This is a genomic window from Aeromonas bestiarum (assembly GCF_000819745.1).
Lineage (GTDB): Bacteria > Pseudomonadota > Gammaproteobacteria > Enterobacterales > Aeromonadaceae > Aeromonas > Aeromonas bestiarum.
In genome coordinates, this window is the sequence record NZ_CDDA01000015.1 from 519,978 (window position 1) to 543,049 (window position 23,072).

Annotated in this window: 21 protein-coding genes; 9 read left to right on the forward strand and 12 right to left on the reverse strand. The window is 51.5% G+C overall.

What is annotated here, in order from left to right:
* Nucleotides 1–7 precede the first annotated feature (7 nt).
* Both BN1118_RS21650 and BN1118_RS21655 read left to right on the forward strand, forming a co-directional pair.
* Nucleotides 8–2,548, forward strand: a complete 2,541-nt coding sequence (locus tag BN1118_RS21650) for a hypothetical protein (protein ID WP_043555729.1) — start codon at nucleotides 8–10, stop codon at nucleotides 2,546–2,548.
* 70 nt (nucleotides 2,549–2,618) lie between these two features.
* Nucleotides 2,619–3,077 (forward strand): hypothetical protein, encoded by a 459-nt coding sequence (locus BN1118_RS21655; RefSeq protein WP_156994864.1) that lies wholly within the window; start codon nucleotides 2,619–2,621, stop codon nucleotides 3,075–3,077.
* Between the two features lie 55 nt (nucleotides 3,078–3,132).
* Here the strand turns inward: BN1118_RS21655 and BN1118_RS21660 are convergent, their stop codons facing one another.
* Nucleotides 3,133–3,657, reverse strand: a complete 525-nt coding sequence (locus tag BN1118_RS21660) for a hypothetical protein (protein WP_156994865.1) — start codon at nucleotides 3,655–3,657, stop codon at nucleotides 3,133–3,135.
* A 122-nt stretch (nucleotides 3,658–3,779) separates the two neighbouring features.
* Between BN1118_RS21660 and BN1118_RS09500 the strand changes: the two genes are divergently transcribed.
* Entirely contained in the window at nucleotides 3,780–3,986 is a 207-nt protein-coding gene (locus BN1118_RS09500) for a helix-turn-helix domain-containing protein (protein ID WP_043555730.1), read from the forward strand.
* A gap of 224 nt (nucleotides 3,987–4,210) precedes the next feature.
* On the opposite strand, the gene BN1118_RS09505 is transcribed toward BN1118_RS09500, so the two are convergent.
* The 4 genes from BN1118_RS09505 to BN1118_RS09520 all read right to left on the reverse strand — a co-directional run bounded on the left by BN1118_RS09505 (nucleotide 4,211) and on the right by BN1118_RS09520 (nucleotide 12,619).
* Entirely contained in the window at nucleotides 4,211–4,462 is a 252-nt protein-coding gene (locus BN1118_RS09505) for a plasmid stabilization protein (RefSeq protein ID WP_043555731.1), read from the reverse strand.
* Between the two features lie 171 nt (nucleotides 4,463–4,633).
* Entirely contained in the window at nucleotides 4,634–10,006 is a 5,373-nt protein-coding gene (locus tag BN1118_RS09510; RefSeq protein ID WP_043555732.1) for a P-loop NTPase family protein, read from the reverse strand.
* 273 nt (nucleotides 10,007–10,279) lie between these two features.
* Nucleotides 10,280–11,449, reverse strand: coding sequence for a competence protein CoiA family protein (locus tag BN1118_RS09515; protein WP_156994866.1), 1,170 nt, complete (start codon nucleotides 11,447–11,449; stop codon nucleotides 10,280–10,282).
* A 297-nt stretch (nucleotides 11,450–11,746) separates the two neighbouring features.
* The gene (locus BN1118_RS09520) at nucleotides 11,747–12,619 is read right to left on the reverse strand and encodes a LysR family transcriptional regulator (protein WP_244463593.1); all 873 of its coding nucleotides are present in this window, start codon (nucleotides 12,617–12,619) and stop codon (nucleotides 11,747–11,749) included.
* Nucleotides 12,620–12,749: 130 nt separating this feature from the next.
* On the opposite strand from BN1118_RS09520, the gene BN1118_RS09525 reads away from it, so the two are divergent.
* From BN1118_RS09525 to BN1118_RS21135, 4 genes are all read left to right on the forward strand, one after another.
* Nucleotides 12,750–13,376: an NADPH-dependent F420 reductase gene (locus BN1118_RS09525; RefSeq protein ID WP_043555735.1), complete on the forward strand. Its 627-nt coding sequence runs from the start codon at nucleotides 12,750–12,752 to the stop codon at nucleotides 13,374–13,376.
* 62 nt (nucleotides 13,377–13,438) lie between these two features.
* Nucleotides 13,439–14,437 carry an alpha/beta fold hydrolase gene (locus BN1118_RS09530; RefSeq protein ID WP_043555736.1) on the forward strand — a complete coding sequence of 333 codons (999 nt, stop codon included), beginning with the start codon at nucleotides 13,439–13,441 and terminating at the stop codon, nucleotides 14,435–14,437.
* 77 nt (nucleotides 14,438–14,514) lie between these two features.
* Nucleotides 14,515–14,697, forward strand: a complete 183-nt coding sequence (locus tag BN1118_RS09535; RefSeq protein WP_043555737.1) for a tautomerase family protein — start codon at nucleotides 14,515–14,517, stop codon at nucleotides 14,695–14,697.
* A 176-nt stretch (nucleotides 14,698–14,873) separates the two neighbouring features.
* A complete protein-coding gene (locus BN1118_RS21135) occupies nucleotides 14,874–15,545 on the forward strand; it encodes an alpha/beta hydrolase (protein ID WP_084214053.1) in 672 nt (223 codons plus the stop codon).
* 176 nt (nucleotides 15,546–15,721) lie between these two features.
* Here the strand turns inward: BN1118_RS21135 and panB are convergent, their stop codons facing one another.
* Both panB and BN1118_RS09550 read right to left on the reverse strand, forming a co-directional pair.
* Complete coding sequence (panB, locus tag BN1118_RS09545; protein ID WP_156994867.1) at nucleotides 15,722–16,585, reverse strand: 3-methyl-2-oxobutanoate hydroxymethyltransferase; 864 nt, start codon at nucleotides 16,583–16,585, stop codon at nucleotides 15,722–15,724.
* A gap of 9 nt (nucleotides 16,586–16,594) precedes the next feature.
* Entirely contained in the window at nucleotides 16,595–17,224 is a 630-nt protein-coding gene (locus BN1118_RS09550) for a LysE family translocator (protein ID WP_043555879.1), read from the reverse strand.
* Between the two features lie 116 nt (nucleotides 17,225–17,340).
* Here BN1118_RS09550 and BN1118_RS09555 point away from each other — a divergent pair, with 116 nt between their 5' ends.
* A complete protein-coding gene (locus tag BN1118_RS09555) occupies nucleotides 17,341–17,793 on the forward strand; it encodes an Lrp/AsnC family transcriptional regulator (protein ID WP_043555740.1) in 453 nt (150 codons plus the stop codon).
* Nucleotides 17,794–18,018: 225 nt separating this feature from the next.
* Nucleotides 18,019–18,912, forward strand: coding sequence for a LysR family transcriptional regulator (locus BN1118_RS09560; RefSeq protein WP_043555741.1), 894 nt, complete (start codon nucleotides 18,019–18,021; stop codon nucleotides 18,910–18,912).
* Between the two features lie 113 nt (nucleotides 18,913–19,025).
* On the opposite strand, the gene BN1118_RS09565 is transcribed toward BN1118_RS09560, so the two are convergent.
* The 5 genes from BN1118_RS09565 to BN1118_RS09585 all read right to left on the reverse strand — a co-directional run bounded on the left by BN1118_RS09565 (nucleotide 19,026) and on the right by BN1118_RS09585 (nucleotide 23,009).
* Nucleotides 19,026–19,877: an aldo/keto reductase gene (locus BN1118_RS09565; RefSeq protein ID WP_043555743.1), complete on the reverse strand. Its 852-nt coding sequence runs from the start codon at nucleotides 19,875–19,877 to the stop codon at nucleotides 19,026–19,028.
* A gap of 128 nt (nucleotides 19,878–20,005) precedes the next feature.
* A complete protein-coding gene (locus tag BN1118_RS09570) occupies nucleotides 20,006–21,067 on the reverse strand; it encodes an alpha/beta hydrolase (protein WP_043555744.1) in 1,062 nt (353 codons plus the stop codon).
* 105 nt (nucleotides 21,068–21,172) lie between these two features.
* A complete protein-coding gene (locus tag BN1118_RS09575; RefSeq protein ID WP_043555745.1) occupies nucleotides 21,173–21,760 on the reverse strand; it encodes a flavodoxin in 588 nt (195 codons plus the stop codon).
* A 30-nt stretch (nucleotides 21,761–21,790) separates the two neighbouring features.
* Entirely contained in the window at nucleotides 21,791–22,552 is a 762-nt protein-coding gene (locus BN1118_RS09580; RefSeq protein WP_043555746.1) for a carboxymuconolactone decarboxylase family protein, read from the reverse strand.
* On the reverse strand, nucleotides 22,530–23,009 hold the full coding sequence (locus BN1118_RS09585) for a (R)-mandelonitrile lyase (protein WP_043555747.1): 480 nt from the start codon (nucleotides 23,007–23,009) through the stop codon (nucleotides 22,530–22,532). The genes BN1118_RS09580 and BN1118_RS09585 overlap by 23 nt, the downstream gene beginning before the upstream one ends.
* Nucleotides 23,010–23,072: the final 63 nt, after the last annotated feature.

Sequence of the window (23,072 nt, forward strand, 5' to 3'; positions counted from 1 at the left end):
TAGTGTCATGCGTGAACAAATGGAGAATTTGAAGCAGTTTGTGGCAACGTACCAAGCTGTATTTGATGCGCGTCTTGCTGAATATGCGGCAACTGATTTGATGTCCTGGAATGACACATCTTGGATTGCTGGTGAAAAGGGCGTTGCATGGTTTCGGCAATCACAGCGAGCTGTGTTAATTTTTTCTCATACAGAAATGCAAGGGATTGAACGCATTTATATTGACGATAGCTATGCCCAGTTTATGAAAGCCATCATAATTTTAGATACTTTTCGTAGGAGCAGACCACCTAGTGTTGCAACCACGAGAAAAATATTGAACATTCTTCGCCGCTGGTATTATGAGATGGTGAAGTTGACAGGGCAAAGGCATCCGATGTATTTAAACTCTGACATTATTCACGGTGCAATGAGACGGCATAGCGAGAACTCAACTAGTAGTAGCAATGTCAGCGATTATTGTGATATTGCCGTTTCCTTAGCCAGGATGATTCGCCCCTTTAACTTAACACTCTCTAATATTGAATGTCAAAATCAGTTCCCCAATAGAAACCACACCAATAATACAAAAAAACGAAAAGCGGCTGACAGTAACCCAGACGATACGGATGATAATAAGCTGATTTCTATTCGTGCTTTCATCAGTATCATTGAGTTACTGTACCTAGCTAAATCAAATGGTGAAAAGATTTTTTATAATTGCATACTGCTACTCATCATTACTGGCTGGCGATTTCAAGAGTTACAATCGATTAGAATCGATGCATTAATAAAACGGCCACTCAAAGGAGATAAACTCTTATATGCCCAAAAACATGAACTACCTGAATATAACTTAGGTATTAAATATCTTGGTGCAAAAAAATCGGGGTGGAGAACTTTTTGGGCAGCGCCTAGTACAATTAAGCTAATTGAGTCAATATTTGATGTTGTAATGGAATTGACTGCTGAAAGTAGACAGAGATTAACTCAATATCGGAATTCTGGATTTACGGATTTCCTCCCCCCATCAATAAGAGCGTTGCCACATGATTTAATTGAGGTATCAGAGCTTAATGGTCTTGTTTTTTCTGGCTCCGGTGGTACTCGAGGAAATGCCGGCTTGCGGAAGAGCATGGTAAATGCTTTTTTGCAAAAAGGTGTCGACATTAAGCCAATAACAAAATCCAATCCAGTTACAAGTAGAGAAAAACTATTTTTATTCACAAAGAAACAGATTAACGATTTTGTTGAGCTTAAATATGCGCAATCAAAGAGCTTTCATGATGGTTACAAATGTTCGCTGGTCATAAGAGATAATGGGGTTGAGCAAAAGATTAATTATGAAGATCTGTTGTTTATTGCGCCTACAAGTGCATTTGGAATGGATCATACGCTTGTTACCCTTACCAATCCAGAACCACTTACTCATGATGTATTGCAAAGCTTACTCGGTGGTAATAAACAAAGAATATCAGTTTTTGACAAACTACATCTAACAGAGGATAACGGAGAGAGAATAGAATTAAACCCCCACATCCCAAGACATAACATTAATACATTTTTGGCAATTTCAGGACTAACTGACCATTTACAAGCTATGTTGATGGGCCGAATGGATATAACTCAAAATCAATTTTATCAGCATAGGGCTGAATCTTTCAATTATAAAGCTTCGTCCTTAGCGATTATGGCACTTAATAACAACTCAGAGTCTTTCAAATCCCCCACTCGAGAAGATTTCGGTGATGATAGAAATACTTCATATGAAAATTATACTGTGACAGAACAATCAATATTACCGGCATTTGCTGAATCCGGCGATCGACGCATCAATGCACTTGCCAAAGCAGCAAAGTCTAAAACTGTTTACTCTGGTGTAGATGCAGCTAAAAAATACATGGCTATTCTTGTAGATCCAAATTTAAGTTCTGAAGATAATCTTAAGGTTAATTTGCATACAGTCGGTGAATCGAGGGATGAGGTTACACTCCATTTGGAGAAAACTCTTTCATCTAGATTTTTACCTGATTTAAAGCAGGCACATGATAAGCTATTGTCCGTCAAGAAGAATGAGTTAGCCAAAGAACTCATTGAACGGCATGCTCAGTTACATGCCCTCCCCCTTGGGGCCTGTACACGAGATGTTGCCCGCTGGGGCTGCCCATTTGGCATGAAATGCCAATCTGGAGGTCCGTGTGGTTACTTCACTCTTACAGGAAGACTGGATGAATATGAAGCTATAAAAATCAAAGTCACCAATAAAAGAGCTGAGGTTTATCAATTAGAGCAACTTAATGAAAAAGATAATTCTTTCGAATTAGCACTCTCAGAACAACGTGAAGCTTTGTTATTATTGGAAGCATTCCAAGCTAATGTAATTAAATCATTTTCTGATAGAAAAATAGTTTCATTAATAGCGCAGGATAAATCAAATCCTCTGGCTTCTATTGTCAATAGAATTGAATCACAAAAACTAGTTGGTAGAACGCCAAAAACCCTTGCTGATGCATTTTACATTGAGCAGTTAAGAATCGAAAAAAGAAAGCTAACTACGGAAGATGAATAATATCATGCATTGTTAGTTTTGTGGTTACTTCAAATAGTTATTTTTTTAGATATTCAGAGAGATTATAAACATGACAAGTAAACACAGAGTATCTGGCAAAAAATTAGATCAGTTGATTGAGTCAGAATTATTGTCCATGGAGCGCGAAGGCCTGGATAGGGCCCCCATCAAAGCCTCCACACTGCATGCTCGCCTTAAGGCAAAAGGCCTAATTTCAGGTGGTTTGAGTACACTATCGGTACCTCATCGTAGAGATCTAATCGTTAAATATGCAACTCGCCAACATAACCTGAGTGATTTAAATAAACAGGAAGTCGACCTAGTCACCGGGAGGCGGACTAGCGCGGCATATATAAAGAAAGCAGCTCGCATGGAAAGTGAACGCGATATTTGGCAAAAGAAATATCAAGATAACCTTTTCGCAGTGTTAGATCTCGTGAAAGAGATTCAAGTTAATACACCTATAAAGATAGAGGATATTCTTAGCCCATTTCTTATTCGTGAACTTCGTATCCCCCCCAAAAAATAGAGGATACTAATATGTTGCATGGCATTCACACTATAACAATCAAACATGAGTTTTATTATTTTGCTTCCTGATATGATGAGACTACATCAATGACTGCTTTAACACTCTTTATCCTCCCTAAAATAATGTTTATTTTTTCATCTGCTTGACTTGATATATTGTTTATAACATGCTCTAACTGTGGGTACATGTTGGCTAGCTCATCGCATTCCTCCTTTTCTCCTGAAAGAATTTTTATTTGATTCTCATAGTAGCTATATCTTTCATTTAGATGGTGTAATGGATTATTCATTGATGGTGACATTTCACCCTCTCGTAAATTGCAACTATCAATGCTCTCATCAAAATATTTACTTGTCTTGGCAAAAATCAAATTTCGCCCATCAGATTTTCTTGAAAGCAATCCTTTATTAACCAACTTCATTAGTTGTAAATATACAAAACCATATCCAGCAGTATTGCTATAAGAGGTGTTTTCTTCACCATATCCGGCCTTTAGACATTCCACCACTGTAAACTCGTTCAGTCTTTTATTCTCCAAGGCATTGTAAATAGGCGTGGGTAGGTGAGTGATCGACATAGTTATGGATTATCTCCATCTGTTTGCATGATTATTAAACTAATATCCGACAAATAGGGATTATAGTCCCTTCACATGTGTTCAGCAACCAGAGATAGTTTTCGCCTCAAGAGAGGCGATAAATGCATGATATAGCAAAGAAATTTGGGAATAAGTTGCGTGCAAAACGAACTGACCTCGGTATCACCCAAGAACAGCTAGCCTTAATGGCTGATATCGATCAGAGCTATGTAGGACGTATCGAACGAGGAACGGTTAATATCACGCTTGAAAAAGCCTATCGGCTTTGCGAGATACTGCAATGTGATATTCGTGACCTTCTTCCGTAACTTCAATAACTTGTCAGCATTGGCGTCTGCCGAACTTCAGCACTCCCACTCATAATCTGTAGGGCTGCTGAATCAGGTTGGCTCGTACCTTTTTAGGATTCCAGCATCCCAGCAAAGTGTCATAATCCGGCTTTGGAACGCACTCTGTTTCCTACACACCTAACTTTAAGGCTACACCAGTTTTGTCACATTCTGAGCCCAGCGGGCGAAGAGCAGGACATACATTATAGGTCATCCAGCGAAACGCTGACTCTGTCGAGTGAGGCTATTCGCTCATCAGCTATACGGTTTAGCTCGGCATCTTCGGCCAGCTCGACATAGTAGGCAAAGAGTTTTGGTGGCACACAGTAAAAGGCTGGTTCATTGTTGTTGAGGATGGCAACAGCTGAACCATGGCCTTTCTTTAGTGTCCCCATCGGGTTACGTTTCAGTTCGAAAATACTGGCCACAGTGGCAGAGAGGATCTGATAACTCATGGTTAAGCCCTGGTAAGTTTAGCGACTTGGTAATGGTAGCGACTGTACCACCTAAAATGGTATCCGCGATGATTAGACCACTACAAAGGGAGGATTATCGCCTCCCCATTTATATTAAAGGCTCGTCTGGAGAGCTTTAAATTTGGTTAAACATTGAACCTATTTGCCACCCTACACAGGTAAGTGAACTTCACGGAATGCCTCCCCTAGCTGAAGTGCAGCACTTCGTCGATCGCCCATATCAACCAGCATGTCGAGAATACGTAGGAATTTCTGCGACAAAGCTAATTTCATAGGGGCATCACGATGTGCAAGGTACTGCACCAAACCCGCTATACGTGCTGGAAGGGACGAACCATGCCAGCCTTGCAGATTATCGGGTCCCTCGCCGATAACCGCGATAACTTGGTCTGCGAAAACTTCAGCTGGGTAGTCATTTTTCGCTTTTTCACAAAGAGTCAGGAATGGTTCCATAACAGACGCAGCCCATCCAGCGGAGCGAACGAAACGTTCAATCAGGGGCAGAATGATGCCAATTTCGGACCAATCACCATTAGCATAACGAGCGGCTAAATCAGCGCGTTCAACAGCGACAAACATCAACGTTCGGACAAGGTCAGGCTGATCGAAGCCTGATAACTCCCCGCTACGGTAGGCGCCACGCTCAAAGACCGAATCGTTAAGAAGTCTCCCCAGGCAAAGGTCAAGCATAGATACTGCATCGCCAGGCACGGTAGGAGCATCGTATATATAGGCGCAGGCATAGATCCTCGTGAATGGAGAGAGGAGAGCAAAACAATTTTCGCCCTCAAGCCTTAGTATCGGGTCAAGAAAACGAACCTGAAACTCGCTGAGTGGAAGAAGCCCTGCAACCCTGCCTAGGCTTGTCCCTAAGGTATGAGTCCATTCAAAAAGATTGGAATTTGAGCGATGTCTCCGCCCAGGCTTCACCCAAAAAGGGGCATTTTTCTGATTTGTCCAGTCGAGGACACCATCCAAAAAGTTAAGAAGCTCACTTTTGGCATCACTCCTCAATACCTCAATAAAAGGAATTCGCTCAAGGAGCTTTGCTGCCAACTCTGAGTGCCAGAAACCGGCAGGCTCAGTCCAAAAAACATTGACGTCGAGCACATCGTATTCTTCATAGTTTGCATGCCGATACGAGGCATTATTGGGTTCGACCTGCACCCAGGCGGGAGCTGGTAGTGGAAGAGAGGCCCATCCACTACCAACCTCATAACACGCAAGCGCCGCATTGACCGCCGTTTGTGCTGTATCTGGCGTATGAAGCGCTTCACCATGTTGATAGGGCTGATTTCGCGGCCGAGGGGGAACGTCACAAAGAGAAAATGCCAATATCAGCGCCGCCCAAGACAGCTTGGGGTCAGTAATCCACAGCTTGCACGCTTCTTCAAACGCGGCTAAAGAGACGACTTCCAGCGGATGAGCAATCAACTCGAGCAGATCCCGTACAGCACCGGCTGGCGCCGTTCCTTCGCGCAGATCTGCTGCTAATCCTCGCGCTACGTAGATAGCTTGATGCCATGGAATAATAGACCTATGTGACCACATCAGGTCCGGCTTCTCAGGTAAATGTATCGCTCGCCTTAACACATCCCTAGCCCACTCAAGATCTACTGGCGAGCACCCTTCTCTGAAGTTGAGTACAATGGCAGCAGTAGCGGATAGCGCGCCTCGGCGCATGTCCAGAAGTTCTTCTTTATTTTCATCGTCCAGATGCTCGAACAAGTGACCTGCATCCAATCCCTTGGCCAGTACGATTGCATTCTCAATTGTGTAGGCCTCCTGAATTGTCTGTTTTTCAAACGACTTGGATGCCCATGTCCAAAGACTCGACTGCTGAAGATGTTTTGAAGCCTCTTCGGCTCTGGCAATGTTTTCAGGTTTAGCTGCTGAAGGGCTGACATGGACAATCGCAATTTGATCCGAATCCTCTGCGGTACGGTAAATTTGATAGTTTTTCCGCTCCACCAACTCGGCATATTTGAAAGCTTGGGCTGTAAGATGTTCTTGTTCTTCTGGAGTATCACGCTGCTCTTCGTACTGATAAGGCAGGTCGTTCTTGAAATTAAGGATCGCTTCGCTGATTTGGCTTCTGATCGGATCTGCACCAAAAACAAGTTTAGGAACCATCCAAAGAAGCTGCATTTTACGCACCGGTCGCGCGTTTGCTGATTGCACTATTTCAACGTGAGATTTGTCATTGGGCTTAAAACCCATCAAGTTCGCCATTGACGAGGAAATATCCTGCACCATTCTGTTTTGGTCTGCCGCCAACAGCCGCTGTGAGGTGAAGAGCGGCAAAGTCGTTTCAGAAACAATCTCGGTATGGAGGGCAAGCATCGATGCTATGCCTAAGATGGCAATACACTCATTATCTTTAACAACTTGCAGGATCAGCGAGTCAACAGAGCGGCCCCTTTCAAGCTCGGCGAAGCACCATTCTTCAAGTGCCATAAACCCGCAACCGATAAACTTCGGAGCCCAGGTAGACCGGAACCAAAGGTACTCACGATCAGTGCCCCAGAACGTTTGAGAACCCCAAGGAAATTTCAAAACAAGCGGTATGGGGGTACCTCGTCGGTCACGAGAGTGGTGATGCAGCTGCCGCCATGACGCCATCGCATGATTGCAGAGTTCCCGTAGTAGCCTTATTCCTTCCTCAGGTGCTGATTGGAACAGCGCTCGGAAAGGTTGTCTGAGTGGTGAAGCGGGAAAATAGCGGTAGTCATCGTGGATAGATAGCCGTTCCCATTCGTAGTAGCTGAAATCGTCAATGGCTAACGGGTGAAAACTACTCGAAAGGGCCATTTTATCTAACTGAGTAAGTTCAGCCTCCGACTTGGCTAGAGTCGCCTTACGCCACTCCGCGTGTTGACGACTCTCCTCCCTCTTGCGGGCAACCCGCTCATCCGGAAGTTCCTTAATCAGATATGCGAGGGAAAGGTCAACTAGCGACTTTGGAAGCGATTGAGCAAGAATGGGAGAGTAGGCAACGATGTTATGAAATGCATCATCGCGAATACGTTCTGAGTACGTGGCTCGCTGTAAATAGTCAAAAGCCAGACTGGGCTCGGCTCTGGAGGAACTTAAGAGGAGCTGCCCTAAGGATTTACGAAATTCGCCCAACTCAGAAACATTCCTCCAATACGCATAGTTCTCATCCGGTTTATCAGTAGAACTAAGCGCATCGATTGTCGTGAGCCATGTCGCACATTGCTGCAGAAGCGCACGAGATGTCGGATTGGGAATGTCAGCAAGGGCGTTTTGCCAGACCTCAAAGATAGAAACTATCTCTGGATAGAGCCTTTGCGGAATGACAGTGATCCGCCGAAGAATAAAGTTTATGAGACGACGCCACGAGGCAAAGTCGGAAGGCCAACCAAGTAGATCCGCGAACCTTTGACGCTGCTCCAGCGGAAGTGTACCTGCGAGAATATTTGTATTCGGCGAGGTCTTTTCGGCCTGAAACCAGACAAGCGCTTTCCTGAAGAGCCGAAAATCATCAGCAAAAACGGCTGTCGCGAACTGTTCCTCATCAACTTCAAACCAATCTGTTCCAAGAGGACCGACTAGCCATGCTCGCAACCATTGTGATCTCAGACTCGAACCCTCTATTTGGGTTAGGCATGCAGACCAATCATTTCCCTTTGTATACTCCCATTGTGCGGAGAGTTCGACGACACGGGCGACCGCAGGCGGCTCACCACAGGCTTTGATCTCTTCCATCCATTGCGTCCCGCTGTCTGCCAAAACGTAGAAGAAGGACCATTCAAAGAATATATCGTGTGAAAAACGAACAGAGACGCCTTCCCGGGCATTTTGGAGTATGCCGTCCGTTCTGAGGTCGTCAATATGTGCGACTGAAATTAGCTGGCCAAGGCGAATTGGCTGACTCAGATCACGGGTGCGAACACGCGCCACATCGAGTAGCGTGCGCTGACGTTCAATCGCGCTCTGGCCTGTCTCGTTGTAGCCGCCCTTACGCCACCAATTATCGATCAGATCGACCTCTGACTGGGGAGCGAATGTTGGGGCGCTGGGGTCTGCCACGTAACTCTGGTTCAGCACCTTTGCAAAAAATGGCCGTCGTACGATCTCCCGAACCGGCGCAGATCCAAACAGTAGCGGCCTCAGATGTGGTTTAGCATTTGCGAGTGCCTCTGACTCCTTGTCATTCAACTGGCCTACATCGAGAGTTTCAACTTTTAGCACATCAAGATAGTTGCCGAGCCAATTGCGGAGCACTTCAATACCGGTATCGCGAAGGGAGGTGACAATGCGCCAGTTATCAAGTAGCGGTGACGATACTATTGCATGGATCACGTCAAGAATAATGGGCTGATGTTCTTTCTCGATACGATCGATCGCGTCAATGAATAGGATGGGTGTGCCGACGGCTCCGAGTTCTACGAGAAGCGACTCTAGGGCTCCCCCCGAAAGGCCTTGAGAAGCCACATAGCTAACCCAACTGGTACCCTCTAGCTGCTCAGCCTTGAGGAAGATTGCTGGACCACACTCAATCGCGCGCTCAACTAAATGTCTCACTACAACCGATTTACCACTTCCTGGTAAGCCGCGAACCTGAACCACTCTCGCCATGTTTAGTTTCAGGTCTACTTTCTCAAGGAGTGAAGTACGATCCAGCTTCGTTCCGCCTACATCATCCGGAATGAGGCGAGCATAGCTCCTTGCGAGGTCTGTCAATTTGTCGAGGTCGAGTCGATAGGTGGCCGCACAGCGAATACGCGCGTTTGATGAGATAAATCGAACAAGTCGCGCGCGATCAAATTGTCCAGACTTGCCTGCTGACGATCGCGCGAGCTGAACGATCCGCGACCAGACAAGGGGGGCATTAGCTGCATCATCGGGTGCAAGGCAGTCCTTTATGTGATTAATGGCAACAGAAGAGTCAGTGGCCCCTTCACACAGGAAATCGAACTGAATTAAAACGAAGTGTGCAAGAAACTGATGCAGTTCTTCACAAGTGCACGGGCCCTCTTTCGTCTCTTGCAGCAAACTGGTTACATTTTCTTTAACCGTTTTTATGTCCTGACTTGCACTACCGCTCAGTGTAAAGCGTTCTTGAAAATGCTCAGTCGTTAGACTTTCACGAGCCCATTCAGAAAGGGTCTTAAGTGCTCGCTCTTTGGCAGGGCTGATCGTGCCAACTGCCGCTCCATAGCGATCAGTGTTAATACGAAAGTCTGACTTTTTCAGAGTGGCCCAACTATCGTGGATTATATCGCGAAAGTCGGTATTCGATTTTGCATCGCTGATGGTAAGTGAGCGCTTAACCTGGAGACTCAGGCGAGCAGGATTCTTCGCTGCGTCTTCAAAATCAACGATTACATCATCAAGCGGCTCTCCAAAATCTCGCTGTTGAACCGACACGCCGACAACAGTTCGATCAGTCATGCCAGGAGCATATGCCTCGGCTAGCATTGCAGCGAGGTAGAATGCAGCAGCATCCCCTTCGAAAGTAAAACCCTCGCCGCCAGCGAGTTCTGGTGATTGAGACATTACATACCTTTTAAATGTCATTGTAGTGGTCGACTAAATCCGGACATTATGTTACGCCAAACTTCCGCTGTTTGGTTGTATTGCATCATTATTTTGATGTGACGCTTTCAGTTTTAGCTATCGTATCCGGTAGAAACTAATTTCCCGATTTGGTTATAGCAAGCTGCTATAAATAAGCGTTGTTATGCACTTTTATCGGAGTAGTTTCACAAGCAGTCTATCGGACTACTCTTGTGCAGATATCAAGTAGTACAATATGCTGAAAAATACGCATTAGTCGGGGAAATACTTACCAAACCGCCTAGCTCGTTCGCGGGCACCAACACACTGTTCACGATAGCAATAACCATGCAGAGTAAGTATTTCCGACTCAAGGAAGCAATATTTGCAAACCTTAGGCCCCTCCTCCACCGGATCAACCTCAGCCTCTTTTTTTTGCAACCCGGTAACCAACTGATCAGCTGCACGTTGCATCGCTCCCTTATCCAGACGCCTGCGATCAATCGCCTCCTTGCGCTTTTCTTCCATCCGCTCCCAGATTGCGTCAGACCGCTGCTTGCGTTCCACCATTACACGCCGTTCCTCTTCTTCCTGCTGCTGACGAGCTAACCGTAACATCGCTTCCCGTTGCTGTTGCCGCTCCTGCGCCAGTTTCTGTTCGCGCTCACGCCGGGCTTGCCGCTCAGGCTCTCTCCGTGCCTCCTCTTCTCTCCACAACCGCAATCGCTCCTCATACCTCATCCGTTGCTCGGTCTGAAAGCGTGCCCTCTCATCTGCTTCGTATTGCAGGCGACTACGCTTCCACTCTGCTGCGGGATGAAACTGCCAGTGCAGGCACTTCGGATTGGAACTGAGTATGTGGAACATCCATGACGTGGTATCCATATCGTCTGGGCGATCCTTCCGGAAGAGATGTTCAGCAAAGGTGCTATACACGACCGAGAGAATGCCTGTTTTAGGGTTGGTACAGGTGTAATCGTCCAGCCAATAGGGTTTATCCTGTGGCGATTCATTAGCAGCAGGGAAATCCAGTCCAAGTCGATAATCGTTCCGGTCCTGTAGAGCATAGAGCGCAGTCGGAGCCAATTGCTGACACGCCTGGGACGTACGGTATACTTTGATATCGGAGTGCAACGCGGATACTAGATGGTTGATCCCCTCGAACAAGGTCTCGAAGGCAGGAGTAGTGAGCAACTTGATGTCATCAAGCCGAGAGAGCAACATCAAACGAATACTGGTGTAAAAAGCGTATTGGCAGGCTTCCTTGCTGGCAGTGTGATGTGCGAAATGATGTGCATTTACATCGGCTTTTCTGGCCACCAGACGCCCGTCACAACTAGGGCACCTACAGTTGCAGGCTAGCCCCCGCGCAACCTCGTCAATTGACACCATTTGGCCAGTATCAATCCTGACCGCAAAAGGAATACGAATATCTTGCCACATAGCGAGATCTCAACGACCAACTGGTTTAGGCCATTGCCCAGATAGTGCCATATTATCGAATCTCTTATTCAACGAGAATCGACACCGATTAGACCAACTCAGGACAAGGGGGTTAGGTGAAAGAAAAGGATACCTTCGCGATCTTTATTGACGCAGACAATGCACTGTCAAGAAAGATAGAAACGGTGTTATCCGAGTTGGCCTTCTATGAAGCGGCCAATATACGAAAGTCCTATGGCAACTGGAAAAATACCTAGCTCAAGCCATGGGAGGACGTGTGGCTCACACAAGAGATACTTAAGTATCCGGTCCGAAGTGTGCAATGGCAAATTCGATGAAGCTTCGGAGTTTGGGGGTCATGCGACGATCCGGGGCATACAGGATGTGCATTGGCAATGTTGGTGCGTGGTATTCAGGCAGCAGTGTGACCAGCTGCCCGGATGCGAGATATGGCTGAACAATTTCAAAGGGTTGCAGCAAAACGCCTACACCGGCGATTGCAGCAGCCATTAAAGCCTCTCCACTATCCACCATCAAACGGCCTGAGACAGGGACAGTCACCGTTCCCTCAGGCCCGATCAAGGTCCACCGCTTACTCAACTCTGGGTGCAGGTAACCTAGACACTCCTGCCGTGAAAGATCCTGCGGCGTATTGATTGGCCCTCGCGCCGCCAGATAACTGGGGGCTGCGCACAGGATCAGTCGATAGGGCGCCAGTTGCCGAGCAATCAAGCCGCTATCCGTCAATTCACCAATACGAAAGACTACGTCGTATCCTTCATCAACGACATCGACCAGCCGGTTGGTCATGGATAACTCCAGCGTTACCTCAGCGTTGGCATTCAGATAGTCGGGAAGCTTTGGTGAAAGCGCATGAATGCCGAACGTCACTGGGGCGTTGATACGCAGCCGCCCACGGGGGGTTGCCCGGGTTTCTGCCGCCAATCCTTCTGCCGCCTCGACGTCCGCCAAAATGCTTTTAGTCCGCTCGTAAAACTCGCGACCAATATCGGTCAGGTGTTGCCGGCGCGTGGTGCGATTGAGTAGGCGAACTCCCAGATGCTGTTCCAGCATCTGCACATGTTTTCCGACCAGCTGGGAGGACATTCCAAGCGCGTTCCCTGCCGCCGAAAAGGAGCCGAGTTCGACGGCTTTGGTGAATACCGTCATGCTTAACAACCTATCCATTAGAAACGCCCTGTTTCAGGTATTGGTGAATTTTGACAATTTATCCCACAAAAGCTCAAGTCGTATAGTGGCAACAGTTGATCTAGCCCTCTCAAGTTCAAGGAGTTGCAAAATGAAAGTTGCCATCATCGGTACCGGAAACATGGCCAGCGGCCTAGCAAGTACTTTGGCGGGAGCCAACCACAACGTCGCCATCGGCAGCCGCGATCCGGCCAAAGCCGCCGCACTCGCTGAAAAAGTGGGACAGGAGTCCCAAGGTGGCGGCATTGCTGCCGCTACCCGGCTGGCAGACATCGTGATCCTGGCCATTCCCTTCGGCGGTGCTGCCGATGCCCTCAAGGAGGCAGGGGATCTTGCCGGTAAGATTCTGGTCGATATCAGCAACCCGATCAGCGCCGACTACAAGGAGCTGGTGATAGGCCACACCACCTCCGCCGCCGAAGAAATCCAGGCCCTGGTGCCTAAGGCCAGTGTCGTGAAGGCATTCAACACTATCTTTGCCCAGTTGCTGCCGTCCGAGGCCCGCCAAGGCAAGTTGCTCCAGGTGTTGATCGCCGGCGATGACGAGGCGGCCAAATCTCAGGTGTCCACACTGGCTCAATCGATGGGCTTCGAGGCGATCAATGCTGGTCCGTTGAGCAATAGCCGGTTTATCGAGCCTATTGGTGAAATGAACATTCACTTTGGCTACTTCCTCGGCAAAGGCCCGACCGTGGCACCGGCCTGGGTACAGGTATAAGTTACTCATCGGGATGCCATGGCCAGCGTTGGACTGACCCTGGCATCCCGGCAAGGATCATGATGAAACCTTTCATTCGTTCAGCACTTATTACGCTGTCATTGCTCATCTCGCACGGCTTGGTCAGTGCCGCTCCGGCCATAGAAGTTCTGGGTAAGGACTACAGCTTCCCCCGCAAGCTGACAGGCTTGCCAACCAAGTTATCAGACTTCCAGGACTTGCAAATCAACGCTTTCACAACCAGCGATGGTGTAAAACTGCGCTATTGGGAGGCTGGTTCGGGCAAACCTTTGGTGTTCATTCCAGGCTGGTCGGCCAGCGGCGCTGAATACATCAACGTGCTCTATCTGCTCAGCAAGCGTTACCACGTTTATGTCCTTGATCCCCGTAATCAGGGACTGTCGCAGCACGTCGAATACGGCAGTCGCATCACGCGCCTCTCGGTCGACCTAAAGGAGTTCACTGAACACCTCGATTTGCAGATAGCGGATTACTGTGGCTGGTCGATGGGAGCGGCTGTCCTGTGGGGTTATATCGACCTCTTCGGCACGAAGAGTATTCGCAAGGTGGTTTTCGTCGACGAACCGGTCTCCATCTATTCTCATGCCGACTGGACCGAACAGGAACGGCTCGACGCTGGCGGCATGACGTCATCGGTTGAACGCATGGTGGCAACCTTCACCACCGGAGCACCGACAAACCAATTGGTGGTCGATATGAAGGTTGTCGAGCGAGCCATGGTCAACGATTCGCCGTACTACGAGAACTCGACCGCTTTCGCGCACGAGTTTGTCAAAACCGATCCGAAGTACACCGCCAAGGTGCTGTTCGATCACGCCACAAATGACTGGCGCGACGTGATCCGCCACAAGATCGACATACCGACAGCCATCTTCTCTGGCGAATACAGCAACAACTTGCCTAGTCAACGCTGGATGGCTTCCGTCATACCGAATGCGAGGCTCTATGCCTATACCCGGTCTGAGCAAGGCGACCACTTCCTCATGTTCAAGAACCCGTTCAAGTTCTCGCAGGACCTGCATGCCTTTCTTGAACGTTAAGCCAACCATGACTCTCCGGCTCCCCCGGTGGGTCAACCGCTAAGCAAACATCCATTTTTCACCCTAAGGAGAATTTTATGCCCGTCGTACGTGTTACCTGGTTTGAAGGTAAAGAAACCGCCACTAAACAAGTCGTTGCCGCTGAGATTACGGAAAGCATTGTCCGCAATACAGGAACGGACCCGAAGTACATCTACGTGATTTTCGAAGACGTGGCGCCATCTGATTGGGCCGGTGAGGGGAAACTGTTCGGCAGCTGACACCAAACCTTTTCAGGCTGACGATGACGGTGCGAACAAATGGTCGCACCGTGTTAATACTGGTGCAACGGCCCGGAAGAGCATTGATGGCCAGTCTTGCAGCCGGCTTGTACTAGAAATTCGGATTGAGTGCTCGGTGCCGTTGCCAAGCAACTTCTTGGAATAGAGACACAACCATGAACATAGATTTTTCTCCCCTGATAGACGATCTCCCCCTCGCGTATCGCTACCGTCCTGCCGTGGGTCAGCCAATTGGTCTGGTGATACTGATGCATGGGGTCGGCAGCAATGAGGACTCCTTGCTTGGCCTGGGAAGCTTCATTCCTAATAACCTTTCTGTCGTTTCGGTTCGTTCCCCTTTGACCATGGCGCCTGGGGCGTACTCCGCATTCTCGGTCAGTTTCACGGCAAACGGACCCAAAATCGACACTGCAGCGGCAGAAGCAAGCCGGCAACGGCTCCTCCGGTTTATTCCCGAGCTGCAACTACGTTATGGCGTTACATCTGATCAAACCCTGATTGCCGGATTTAGCCAAGGAGGCATCATGTCAGCCAGCCTTGCACTGACCGCCCCCAAATGCGTTCGTGGCTTTGCCATTCTTTCTGGGCGCATCCTGCCGGAAATTGAGCCTCTCATCGCCCGGGCTGAAGATCTGCAACACCTGTCTGCGCTCGTGATACATGGTAAAAACGATGATCGACTGCCGTATTTCTGGGCCGAGAAAAGCACTGAGTTGCTTCAGGCACATGGCATCCCATCTCATCTGCTGAATTATGGAATTGGTCATGAAATTACCCATGAGGTGGCTACTGATTTTGCATCCTGGGTTCGCAACATCTTGCTTTGAGGGCTGCATCGATGATGTCTGACAAAATCTTTGGTACCTAGCCATCCCCCATTTCACAACGCTAATCCGTGAAAAATCCAACTTCAGGTTCCATTAGTGACAGTCAGCATCAACTCAAATAAATATAAAAGGAGGTTACCAATACGTTTCTGGAACAGCGCCGAATCTAGCCTCGTCTAAAAGGTATGCTCCTCACCGGGAAACTCACCTGATATTACCTCCTTGGCAAACTGGGTGGCGGCATCGCTCAACAGTCGATGCATATCAGCGTATTGTTTAACAAAGCGCGGTAAACGTCCTGTGCGCAGGCCCGCCATATCCTGCCAAACTAGCACTTGAGCATCACAACCACTTCCAGCCCCAATACCGACCGTTGGTATCGCCACGTTGGCGGTGATCTCTGCGGACAATTCTCCCGGGATCATTTCCAGTAACAGGGCAAAGGCTCCTGCAGCCTCAAGTGCCTTAGCCTCTGCCAGTACACGCGCGGCATCGGCTCCTCGCCCCTGCACTCGATAGCCACCCAACTGATGTTCAGCCTGCGGGGTAAAACCAATGTGCGCCATCACCGGAATACCGGCATTCACCAGTTTTTCCACCTGTGGCAGTATGGCAAGCCCGCCCTCCAACTTGACCGCGTGTGCCCCACCCTCTTTCATAAAACGCACTGCTGTATGAAATGCTTGCTCAGCTGAGCCCTGATAGGAACCAAAAGGCAAGTCAGCGATCACCAGCGGCCGACGTACGCTACGGGTCACCGCCTGAACCAAAGGCAAGAGCTCATCCACAGTGACAGTCAACGATGATGAGTAGCCATAGACGTTATTGGCAGCTGAGTCACCCACCAGCAACACCGGGATCCCGGCCTGTTCGAAAATGGCCGCCGTGTACATGTCATAGCTGGTGAGCATGGCCCATTTCTCACCTTTCACTTTCATCTGCTGCAGATGAGGGATACGAACTCGAGTCGCAGGTAGGCCGCTGACGATATTTTGACCATAGGGTGCGGCTTGTTCACCTTGCATATGTTGCTTACTCATGGCGATTCCTCATATCCATTGCTCAATCAATAAACTGGACCCGATGATTACCATCGCTATTCCAGAGCAACGCATCAGCCAACGACTGGCCTGCGGTCGAGCTCTCAGCAGTTGCTTGGCACCGTACCCTACAGCCAGGTAGACAATGCCGCAGTTGAGAAGATGAAGGCCGCTCAAGGTCAGCATCTGTTCTTCCAGCGACCAGTCACTATGTGGATCTGTAAATTGGGGCAACAGTGCCAAAAAGAGCAAGAACACCTTGGGATTCATCCCGCTGACACAGGCACCGCGTACCATCCAATGCTGCCAGGAACCGCTGGCCAACGAATCGGCCTGTATTGGCAGCGATGTGGTCACCATAAACGAGTGCCTTACCATGCTGATACCCAGCCACAGTAGATAACCCGCCCCGGCCAGCGTCAGTCCGGTCAGCGCCAGAGGATAGCGGCTAACCAGAGCCCCTGCCCCCGCAACGACCAACAAAGTCGCCAACAAATGGCCTGAGAGCAAGCCACCCACGGCAGGCACCACACCCCGACCGCTGCTCCCGGCCGAGATGACATAAGCCCAGTCCATCCCCGGCGTCATCACCAGTAAAAACGACACACTCCAAAACGCCATTAGCAGTTCACCAGACATAAACCTCACCTCGTCGCATATCCCCTCTTGGATGACTGGAAATCGTAACGTGTGAGCCCTAGAATGAGCTGCCAAATAGTTGCTCACTATGAGCATTTCTTGGAAAGATTTTCCACATGGATAGAACTGACAGAAAAATTCTTGCTGAACTGCAACTCGATGGCCGGTTGTCGGTCACCGAATTGGCCGACAAGGTTGGCCTGAGCGTATCTCCTTGCCATCGGCGAGTGAAGGCGTTGGAAGAGGTTGGAATCATCAAGAGCTATCGTGCTCATCTGGATGCTGGCAACCTAGGCCTGAGTTTTTCGGCCATGGTGTTTGTCACCATGAAAGAGGGTCATAAAGGGGCCGTTGCCGCCTTTGAGGAGGCCGTAATAGCCATACCTAATGTGATCACAGCGCAACGACTCTTTGGCGATCCTGATTATATTCTGCATGTCATCACCCGGGATCTAGCTGCATTTCAAGCCTTATATGACGAGCAGTTATCGGCACTACCCTGTGTGCAACGACTCACCTCCACACTAGTGATGAAGAGCATTATTCAAGATCGCCCCTTACCACTGTGAATAATGGATGTCATAACAATCGACCTGCACAGATCTAGCGACTACCTGGCACCGACCTCAGACCGGGTTCTTGTTTACGACACTTAATAGCGCAGAGACGGGCGCTGTTCCCGCTACGTGTTAACGAGTCGCTTGACCCCAACCTGCAGCCATGAAGCAGCCGTGTTGGGCTCCTGTACCACCACCCGGAACCATTTCCTATCACGACCTTTGGCAGGGCAACTCATGGCAAAAACCAACTACAACGACTTGATCTCCTTCATGGCGGTGGCAAGAGAAGGCAGCTTTACCCGCGCGGCGGCTCACCTGGGGGTATCCCAGTCCGCCCTGAGCCACGCCATGCGGGGGCTGGAGGAGCGACTGGGCATTCGGTTGTTGACCCGGACCACGCGCAGCGTCTCCCCAACCCCGGCGGGCGAGCGGCTGCTTGAACGCCTGCAGCCGCATTTTGAGGGGATAGAGGATGAGATCTCGGCGCTCAATGAGCTCAAGGACAAACCCGCGGGCTTGATCCGTATCACTACCGCCGAGCATGCGGCAGACACCTACCTGTGGCCGCGCATATCGCCGCTGCTCAAGGAGTACCCGGACATTCAGGTAGAAATCGATATCAACTACGGCCTGACCAACATAGTCGAGCAGAAGTTTGATGCGGGGATCCGGTTGGGGGAACAGGTGGAGAAAGACATGATTGCGGTGCGTATCAGCCAGGATATGCAGATCGTCGTGGTGGCCTCCCCCGACTATCTCTCCCGCAACCCGGCCCCCCACACCATTCAGGATCTGGCGGCTCATCAATGCATCGGCCTGCGGCTGCCCACCTATGACAACCTGATGCTGTGGGAGTTTGAGCAAGATGGTCAACCCATCAAGGCCCATGTACAGGGTCAGTGCATCTTCAACACAGGCACGCCCGTACTGCGCGCCGCGCTGGCAGGCCACGGTCTGGCTTATCTGCCTTCAGACATGGCTGACCCCCATCTGGCCACAGGGGCGCTGATCTCGGTACTGGCCCCCTATTGCCCACGCTTCCCCGGGTATCACCTCTACTACCCCAGCCGGCGCCAGAACTCTCCCGCCTTTCGGCTGTTCCTGGACGCCGTGCGCTTGCGGGCATGATGCCTCCCCTCTCCGACCGTGGGCACTGTGTTCCCTCAGCAGGAAGAACGGTTGGCGGCGCACCGCGCCACCCACCGTCTGTCGTCTCCCGACGCCATTGCTGATTGCCCTGGTCAGACGTCGAGCTTGCGCTGGGTCAGCCACTCCACCATGGCGGGGTCGCGGTGAGAGAAGAAGGCGCTGGTCGCCGTATCCAGCGCGGCTATCTGCACCATCTCGTCCTGACTGAGTTCGAAGTCGAGGATGTCGAGGTTCTCCTCCATCCTCTCCTTGCGCACCGACTTGGCCAGCGACGCTATGCCGCGCTGGAAGATCCAGCGCAACACCACTTGTCCCACGCTCTTTCCCCGTTTCGCGCCGATGGCGGTCAGTACCGGGTGCTGGAACAGACCATTTCGGCCCTCGGCGAAGGGGGCCCACGCCTGTGGCTGTATTTGTCGACTCTGCATCCAGGGGGCGGCATGCAGCTGCTGGTTGAAGGGGTTCACCTCTATCTGGTTGACGGCAGGCACCACCTTGTTGAACGCCATGAGATCCGCCAGCCGATCCGGCTGGAAGTTGCTGACGCCGATTGCCCGGATCTTGCCGGCTTGCTGCAACTCCTCCATTGCCCGCCAGGCGCCGTGGACATCCCCGTAGGGCTGATGGATGAGATAGAGATCCACATAATCGAGCTGCAGGCGGTTCAAGGAGCGCTCGAACTGCGCCTTGGCTCCCTCGTAGCTGGCGTCTTGCAACCAGAGCTTGGTGGTGACAAAGAGCTCGCAGCGCCTGATGCCGCTCTGCCTGATCCCGTTCCCGACCTGAGTCTCATTCTGATAGGAGGCGGCGGTATCGATCAGCCGATAGCCGGTGTCTATGGCCTCGATGACGGCGCGCTCGCACTCTGCCGCGTCCGTCATCTGGAAGACACCAAACCCCAGCAGGGGCATTTCTATACCGTTATTGAGTCTGACTGTGTGCATGACTATATCCTTCCGATAATGTGTACCCAGCATAACGCAAGGGGATTGACGAGATTAGACCCGGGATCTTGCTAGGGTTTATTAGCAATATTCATGAATCGCGTCCTCACCATTGCTGTCTCCCCTGGTTATTGCAGACCCTTCTCTTTCAGGAACTGGCTCACCAGATCGGCGATCTGCACATTGTTCAGATCGGAGAAGGGGAAGTGGGTGTTGCCCTTGATGCCGATTTCGGGCAGGTGAACCACGGTGACATCCCCCCCGTGCTGGTTGACCTGATCCCGCCACTGGCGAGCCATCGCCAGCCTGACTCGCCAGCTGTCCTGGGCGGGCATGGCGGTCGGTTTGTCCGGGATGTTGTCGCCATACAGGATCAGCACCGGGATCCTGGTCAGGCTCATGAACTGCGCCATCGCCACCGGCTCCCCCTTCAGGGTATCGAACGCGCTCGGCATGGGGGCAGGCAACGCCTGCTCAGGGAAGAGGAAGCCACTGCCTGGTTCGAACGCGACTATGGCCTTCACCTTGTTGCTTTTTATGGCGGTATGCCAGCCAGGTCCGCCCCCCTGGGAGTGGGTGAACAGGATGGCAGGACCACTCTTGTCCAGCACCGCCGCCATGGCATCGGCGATGACGTTGGCATCAAAGGGCCCTGTGTTGGGGGTCATCTGGCGAAAATACTGGTTCAGCACAGCTTGATCCTGCGAGAACTGGACGCCGTTGAAATAATCCGGCCAGACGCCGAGACGGAACTGGTTGAACCACAACTGCTCATCCGGATTGGGGGCCACTGCCCCCTCCACCATGCTGCGACCCGCGCTGCCTCTGCGGGGCTGATCGACCAGATAGGTCGCAAACCCCCGGCGCAGGAACAGGGTCTGGAAACCTTCCCGGCCATCCGGCGTGGTCTGCCAGGTACGGGAAGACTGGCCAGCGCCGTGAAGCATGACGATCGGATACGGGTGCGGGTTGGACGGGATCTGATAGAAGACGCTGGCGTGATCCCCATGGTAGGTCTGACCGGCAGGGTCCAGTGGTTTCCTGGGGTCAAAGGTGCCGGGTGCGGTGACGACGGCGCCCCCCGCGGCAAAACTGCCTTGCTCCTGGATAACCAGGGGATCGGCATGAGCGGGTGCCACCAGCACCCCCGCCAGCATGCAAAAAAGCAATGATTTACTGAGTCTCTTCATGGTTGTGTTCCCTTGTTTGGCCTGTGGCCTCAATCCTGTTTATGTATATGAGCATCACCTGTCGCCCTCACGACGATGACCTGTCTGCCTCGCCCAAAGATGAGATCAAGTCCCTCCGGCCTCCAGCCACCGGGCGACTGTCTCGGTCGTTCGCCTCTCCTGATCGCACTCCATGATCAGTGGCGCATCTCGCCTGGCACCTGACGCCAGTCTGGCGAGTACCGCCTCGCTATCCCCGATGCCATAGCCACCGTGGGTGATGAAAGGCACGAGTCGCTTGCCCGCCAGGTCATGGCCGCTCAGGAAGCTCTTGACCACGGGGGGAACCGTCATCCCCCAGATGGGAAAGCCGACATAAAGGGTGTGATAGCCCGCCATGGTGGCGGACTGTTTCAGCGCAGGGGTCAGCCCAAGATCCCGCTCACGCTGCGCCTGCGCGACGGTCTGGAAGTAATCCGCCGGATACGGGCTCGCTGGCACTATCTCGAACAGATCGGCTTGCAGCGTGCGCTGGATCACCCCCGCGATTACCCGTGTATTGCCGCTTCGGGAGAAATATGCGACCAGGGTGCCTCCGTTGGGTTGTCGCGCCTGCGCGCTGGCGATGGCCTGCCCCAGGGGAAGGTTCACCAGCGTCAAGCCCGGCAACGCCGCCAGCAGCTTCCTTCGGGTGGGGTCATGGTGATCTGACATGCTGCCTGCTCCTTGGTAACGTCCAGTGCCCTATTTGGTCGCGGCCAGCGCCTGCTGCAGTGCCTTCTGTGCCCGGGTGGCGGCATCGACCTCGCCCTGTTCGCGCAGCAGTTGCACCACCTGATGCAGTTGACCGGCGCTCAGGCCGACCCGTTGGCTGGCACGCATATGGGACAGCAACTGTGCCTCCACCCCTGGCATGGAAGCCAACGCCCCTACCGTCGCCAGTTCGCGGCTCTGCCAGTCCAGGTTGTCGCGAGCGAAAATATCGCCAAACAGGTGCGTCTGCAGGTACTGGTTGATCACTGGGGCAAACTCAAAGAGCGGACCCTGTACCGGTGCACCCGAGATCCTGGTCTGGTTGGCAGTCCCCACTCGGCGCAGTTCATCACCGACCGGGATGGGGGTGACGGGCTCTTTTCCCAGAGGATCGTTGATGCCCCGTGCCTTGCGAGCCTCGACAACCTTCATCAACTCATTCAAGGCATTCAGACTGCGAGGAAAACCGGCATAAGCATAGAGCTGAACGAGCACCTCCTTGGCTTCATTCACCGTCAATCCTGCATCCAGACCCCGATTGAGGGCATCTCGTAGCTTCTCCATGTTGCTGGTCGCCATCGCCGAGGCGATCAAGGGAATGGCCTGCTGGCGCGTGGTCAGGGTGTCGGTCACGGATCCTTGCTGGCTCACCTGGGGGGTGCCCTCATTGGCGGCCACCCCGTAGGGCAGTCCGGTGCCAAGGAGCAGCAGCGCCGCTGCCGTGATCGCCTTAATGTGCCTGGTATTGTTCATCTGTCACCTTCTCCATCCATTCAACACTCTTGCCGTCCACATTGCCGGTCACCGCCAGATGCGTCATCGCACTGCCGGGGGTGGCACCATGCCAATGCTTGACCCCGGGTGGGCAGGAGACGACATCACCGGGACGGATGATCTGTACCGGTTGACCCTCCTGCTGGGTCAAGCCGACCCCCGAGGTCACAATGAGCCGCTGCCCTGCCGGGTGCCTGTGCCAGGCCGAACGCGCCCCGGGCTCGAAGGTGACGTAAGCACCCGATACCGGGATAGCCTGGTCGGCCGTGAAAAGCGGATCGACCCGGACCCGGCCGGTAAAGTTGTCCGCCGAACCGTACACCGCCGCCTGGCTGCCCGCGACGGCGATGCCGGTGGCTGCACCTTGCTCCACAGCAATGGCGACGCAACTCATAAGCGGCAGCAGCAGAGCGAAATAACGCATTTTTCCTGACATGAAACGAGATCCCTTTAGTGAGTGAGCCTGGGGTTAAACCACTGCCATGCTAGCAAGCACGAG

Excerpts from the sequence above, each read along its gene's own strand:
- BN1118_RS21650 (WP_043555729.1), top strand. The coding sequence starts at position 8 with ATGCGTGAACAAATGGAGAATTTGAAGCAGTTTGTGGCAACGTACCAA.
- BN1118_RS21655 (WP_156994864.1), top strand. The coding sequence starts at position 2,619 with ATGACAAGTAAACACAGAGTATCTGGCAAAAAATTAGATCAGTTGATT.
- BN1118_RS21660 (WP_156994865.1), bottom strand. The coding sequence starts at position 3,657 with ATGTCGATCACTCACCTACCCACGCCTATTTACAATGCCTTGGAGAAT.
- BN1118_RS09500 (WP_043555730.1), top strand. The coding sequence starts at position 3,780 with ATGCATGATATAGCAAAGAAATTTGGGAATAAGTTGCGTGCAAAACGA.
- BN1118_RS09505 (WP_043555731.1), bottom strand. The coding sequence starts at position 4,462 with ATGAGTTATCAGATCCTCTCTGCCACTGTGGCCAGTATTTTCGAACTG.
- BN1118_RS09510 (WP_043555732.1), bottom strand. The coding sequence starts at position 10,006 with ATGTCTCAATCACCAGAACTCGCTGGCGGCGAGGGTTTTACTTTCGAA.
- BN1118_RS09515 (WP_156994866.1), bottom strand. The coding sequence starts at position 11,449 with ATGTGGCAAGATATTCGTATTCCTTTTGCGGTCAGGATTGATACTGGC.
- BN1118_RS09520 (WP_244463593.1), bottom strand. The coding sequence starts at position 12,619 with ATGACGGTATTCACCAAAGCCGTCGAACTCGGCTCCTTTTCGGCGGCA.
- BN1118_RS09525 (WP_043555735.1), top strand. The coding sequence starts at position 12,750 with ATGAAAGTTGCCATCATCGGTACCGGAAACATGGCCAGCGGCCTAGCA.
- BN1118_RS09530 (WP_043555736.1), top strand. The coding sequence starts at position 13,439 with ATGAAACCTTTCATTCGTTCAGCACTTATTACGCTGTCATTGCTCATC.
- BN1118_RS09535 (WP_043555737.1), top strand. The coding sequence starts at position 14,515 with ATGCCCGTCGTACGTGTTACCTGGTTTGAAGGTAAAGAAACCGCCACT.
- BN1118_RS21135 (WP_084214053.1), top strand. The coding sequence starts at position 14,874 with ATGAACATAGATTTTTCTCCCCTGATAGACGATCTCCCCCTCGCGTAT.
- panB (WP_156994867.1), bottom strand. The coding sequence starts at position 16,585 with ATGAGTAAGCAACATATGCAAGGTGAACAAGCCGCACCCTATGGTCAA.
- BN1118_RS09550 (WP_043555879.1), bottom strand. The coding sequence starts at position 17,224 with ATGTCTGGTGAACTGCTAATGGCGTTTTGGAGTGTGTCGTTTTTACTG.
- BN1118_RS09555 (WP_043555740.1), top strand. The coding sequence starts at position 17,341 with ATGGATAGAACTGACAGAAAAATTCTTGCTGAACTGCAACTCGATGGC.
- BN1118_RS09560 (WP_043555741.1), top strand. The coding sequence starts at position 18,019 with ATGGCAAAAACCAACTACAACGACTTGATCTCCTTCATGGCGGTGGCA.
- BN1118_RS09565 (WP_043555743.1), bottom strand. The coding sequence starts at position 19,877 with ATGCACACAGTCAGACTCAATAACGGTATAGAAATGCCCCTGCTGGGG.
- BN1118_RS09570 (WP_043555744.1), bottom strand. The coding sequence starts at position 21,067 with ATGAAGAGACTCAGTAAATCATTGCTTTTTTGCATGCTGGCGGGGGTG.
- BN1118_RS09575 (WP_043555745.1), bottom strand. The coding sequence starts at position 21,760 with ATGTCAGATCACCATGACCCCACCCGAAGGAAGCTGCTGGCGGCGTTG.
- BN1118_RS09580 (WP_043555746.1), bottom strand. The coding sequence starts at position 22,552 with ATGAACAATACCAGGCACATTAAGGCGATCACGGCAGCGGCGCTGCTG.
- BN1118_RS09585 (WP_043555747.1), bottom strand. The coding sequence starts at position 23,009 with ATGTCAGGAAAAATGCGTTATTTCGCTCTGCTGCTGCCGCTTATGAGT.